At 42.9% G+C, this 3,664-nt stretch carries 4 protein-coding genes; all 4 read left to right on the top strand.

Translation table 11 applies throughout. From position 1 onward, the window contains the following. Positions 1 to 55: 55 nt before the first annotated feature. The 4 genes from VE944_RS12660 (at position 56) to VE944_RS12675 (ending at position 3,131) form a co-directional block, all read left to right on the top strand. The gene (locus VE944_RS12660) at positions 56 to 793 is read left to right on the top strand and encodes a Crp/Fnr family transcriptional regulator (protein WP_324977487.1); all 738 of its coding nucleotides are present in this window, start codon (positions 56 to 58) and stop codon (positions 791 to 793) included. Between the two features lie 189 nt (positions 794 to 982). Beyond that, complete coding sequence (locus VE944_RS12665; protein WP_324977491.1) at positions 983 to 1,729, top strand: Crp/Fnr family transcriptional regulator; 747 nt, start codon at positions 983 to 985, stop codon at positions 1,727 to 1,729. An 80-nt stretch (positions 1,730 to 1,809) separates the two neighbouring features. Next, positions 1,810 to 2,532 carry a Crp/Fnr family transcriptional regulator gene (locus tag VE944_RS12670; RefSeq protein WP_324977493.1) on the top strand — a complete coding sequence of 241 codons (723 nt, stop codon included), beginning with the start codon at positions 1,810 to 1,812 and terminating at the stop codon, positions 2,530 to 2,532. 188 nt (positions 2,533 to 2,720) lie between these two features. After that, positions 2,721 to 3,131: a response regulator gene (locus VE944_RS12675; protein ID WP_324977495.1), complete on the top strand. Its 411-nt coding sequence runs from the start codon at positions 2,721 to 2,723 to the stop codon at positions 3,129 to 3,131. Positions 3,132 to 3,664: the final 533 nt, after the last annotated feature.

Genomic DNA, 3,664 nt, shown 5'->3' on the forward strand with positions numbered 1-3,664 from the left:
CTCCTTATGCCGCAAGCTGCCTTTTCTACAGACGGCTATATTTAGGAGAATCCCAATGTCATTAAACGAAAATGCCCTTGAGCAACCAGCAAATTATTTGCTGGCAGTTCTGCCAGCCGTTGATTATGAGCGTCTTGTTCCACACCTGAAGCTCGTTCCGCTCCCACTTCGGAAAGTCCTTTACGAACCAGGCGAACCGATCACAAAGGTCTATTTTCCTAATAAAGCAGTGGTTTCTATCATCACCACTATGGAAGATGGCTCGACTGTAGAAGTTGGTTTAGTGAGTAATGAAGGCATGGTGGGTATGCCGATAATTTTAGGAGATGACACCACAACCACAACAGCATTTGTGCAGATTGCAGGCGTTGGAATGCAAATGGATGCAGATATACTCAGAAGCGAATTCAATCGGGGGGGAGCTATTCAAAGCCTGCTGTTGCGCTACGTGCAAGGTATGTACACTCAAATAGCACAAGGAGTTGCTTGCAACCGTCTTCATAAACTAGAGACGCGGCTGGCTCGGTGGCTGCTAACAGTTTCTGACCGTCTGGAATCAGAAGAATTTCCACTCACGCAAGAATTTATCTCACAGATGCTCGGTGTACGTCGCCCTGGTGTTACCGAAGCAGCTAACATCCTGAGCGAAGCCGGAATCATCAGCTACCACCGTGGTCAGATTAACATCTTGAATCGAGAGGCTTTAGAAAAAATCTCTTGCGAATGTTATCAGATTATAGAAGATGAATATGTCCGTTTATTGGGCAATAAGCCCAATAAACGGACAAAATAATTTTTTTGGATCTGCTATGTACCAAACCTTACAAACTCTAGCAACTGTGTTTATTTAATATTTTTGAGATTGTCCCCGTGTTTCTTTAGCGAATACACCTTTCGACATTAGGATCAAAACTTTAATCCTTTCCTTGTGCCCTAATCTGTCTTTTCTAAAGTCACCTACTTTTAAGGAGAGTGACTTTTAATGTCATTAGATAAAAACCTCTTTCAGCAACCATCAAATAAGCTCCTTGCAGCTTTGCCAGCCAGTGATTATGAACGTCTTGTTCCCCATTTGAAGCTGGTTGCGCTCCCATTACGGAAAGTCCTTTACGAAGCAGCCGAACCGATCGCACAGGTCTATTTTCCTCATAAGGCAGTGGTTTCTATAGTCACCGCTATGGAAGATGGTTCGACTGTGGAAGCTCGTTTAGTGAGCAATGGAGGCATGGTGGGTATCCCGGTAATTTTAGGAGACAACACCACAACCACAACAGGGCTTGTGCAAGTTTCGGGTGCTGCTATGCAGATAAATGCAGATATACTGAAAGCCGAGTTCAATCGAGGCGGAGCTATTCAAATCCTGCTGCTGCGCTACGTGCAAGCTGTATACTCTGAACTGGCGCAAGGAACTGCCTGTAACCGTCTCCATACACTGGAAGAACGGCTGGCTCGGTGGCTACTAATAGTTTCTGACCGTCTGGAATCAGAAGATTTTCCACTCACGCAAGAATTTGTCTCCCAAATGCTAGGTGTACGCCGTTCCGGTGTGACAGTAGCGGCTAGCACCCTCAGCCGAGCCGGAATGATCAGCTACCAACGTGGTAATATTAGCATCCTGAACCGAGAGGATTTGGAAGCAACTTCCTGCGAGTGTTATCAAGTTATACAAAATGAATTTGCTCGGTTACTGGGCAAAAAGTCTAGTAACCCAGCCAAAAAATTTTTTTGAGTTAGGTGTGCGAAACCGAACAGACGCGCAAAATTAACTTGATTTAAAATATTATGAGCAAATTTCTCATTTAATGTTCAGTGAGCGACAACCTTCTTAAGCCGCAAGTAAATAAGTTACTCGCGGCTTTGCCAACTAGTGATTATGAGCGCCTTATTCCGAACCTGAAGTTAGTTCCGCTTCCCACTCGGCAAGTCATTTACGAACCAGGAGAACCCATCACACACGTTTATTTTCCCCAACACGCAGTGATTTCTATAGTCACTAATATAAAAGATGGATCGACAGTGGAAGTTGGGATAGTGAGTAACGAAGGCATGGTGGGTATCCCAGTAATTTTAGGAGGCAAGACAACAACCACAAAAGCGTTTGTCCAAGTTGCGGGCGCTGGAATGCAAATGGATGCAGATGTCCTTAGAACCGAGTTCAATCGGGGCGGAGCTATTCAAAAGCTGCTGCTGCGCTATCTCCGAGCTATATATACCGAACTTACACAATCATGTGCCTGCAACCGTCTTCATACATTGGAAGAACGGCTGGCTCGTTGGCTTCTGACAGTATCTGACCGTTTGGAATCAGAAGAATTTCCGCTCACGCAAGAATTTATTGCTCAGATGCTCGGTGTACGGCGCTCCGGTGTGACAGTAGCGGCTAGCAGTCTCAGCCGAGCCGGAATGATCAGTTACCAACGTGGTCAAATTAACATCCTGAACCGAGATGATTTGGAAGCAACTTCCTGCGAGTGTTATCAAGTCATCCAAAAAGATTTTGCTCGGTTGCTGGGAATCAACCAAGGTGCGTAGGCGTAGCCCGTCGTAGACATCGCTAGTGAATAATATTAACTTACAATGTCCGCAACCGGACAGACATTTGCGAGTTAGTTCCATTAAAATTTAGTAAATTAGGCATCAAATGGCATTTACAAATACATGCGATTTGATGCATTGCATTTGCTACTCAAAGTCTTCTAGCTTCATGGCGGTGAGAATTAATGTCTAATCAGTCGATGTCTTTTAAAGGTCTGCGATTGCTCGTTGTAGACGACGACGCTGATACGAGAACCTTACTTACCTTCCTATTTGAAATAGACGGAGCAGAGATTATTACAGCTACTTCGGCAGGTGATGCTCTAGAAATTATGTCATTTTTTAAACCAGACATATTAATTAGTGACATTTATTTACCTGATGAGAACGGCTGCTCACTGCTCACGAAGGTCAGAAATATAGAAGCAAAGCGAGGGAGGAAGATTCCAGCTATTGCTCTGACGGCATCTGCTTTCGACGAAGACCGTAATCGTGCATTATTAGCAGGTTATGATATATACTGTTGCAAGCCGATAGACATAGACGAATTAGCTTCTATAGTTGCTAGTTTAGCTAGACTCGAACAATACGCTTGACATATTTGGACGTATAAGTAAGGAGCCAGTAAGCAAAAAAGCTTTTACTAAATTTTATTTATTTTTGTAGGAATCTTTTAAATGATTTCAACGTGAATTCGACGGATTATATATAGTAATCCTAAATCATTCGTGAAAAGTTAGATCCCCGACTTCTTAAAGAAGTCGGGGATCTGGACAGTCTGATTTCAACCTGAATTCGACGGATTATTATAGTATCCGCTTAATTAGATCAATCATAAAGACCTCTCCCTGATTTTGCTACGCAAAATCGTCCCTCTCCGATTCGGAGAGGGGCAGCGTTGAACTTTAGTTAAAGGCAGGGAGAGGTTTATCGAACTCACGTTGATTTTATTTTTTCTTAATTTCGCTACCAGCAAAAACCTTTTGAAAACACAGAGATATAAAATATACTAAGAGTAAATACAGAGAAAACTGAAATAGTTATCTCTGATTACTCATTTTTTCATATAAAGGGGTGCATTATGGAATATCTTGCTTATTCTCAGATGTTTATTGCTCAAGAAGAGGCA

Origin of the sequence: Nostoc sp. (assembly GCF_035638895.1) — a bacterium.
Lineage (GTDB): Bacteria > Cyanobacteriota > Cyanobacteriia > Cyanobacteriales > Nostocaceae > Nostoc.

Coding starts and splice junctions, on each gene's coding strand:
- VE944_RS12675 (WP_324977495.1), top strand. CDS start 2,721: ATGTCTAATCAGTCGATGTCTTTTAAAGGTCTGCGATTGCTCGTTGTA.
- VE944_RS12665 (WP_324977491.1), top strand. CDS start 983: ATGTCATTAGATAAAAACCTCTTTCAGCAACCATCAAATAAGCTCCTT.
- VE944_RS12660 (WP_324977487.1), top strand. CDS start 56: ATGTCATTAAACGAAAATGCCCTTGAGCAACCAGCAAATTATTTGCTG.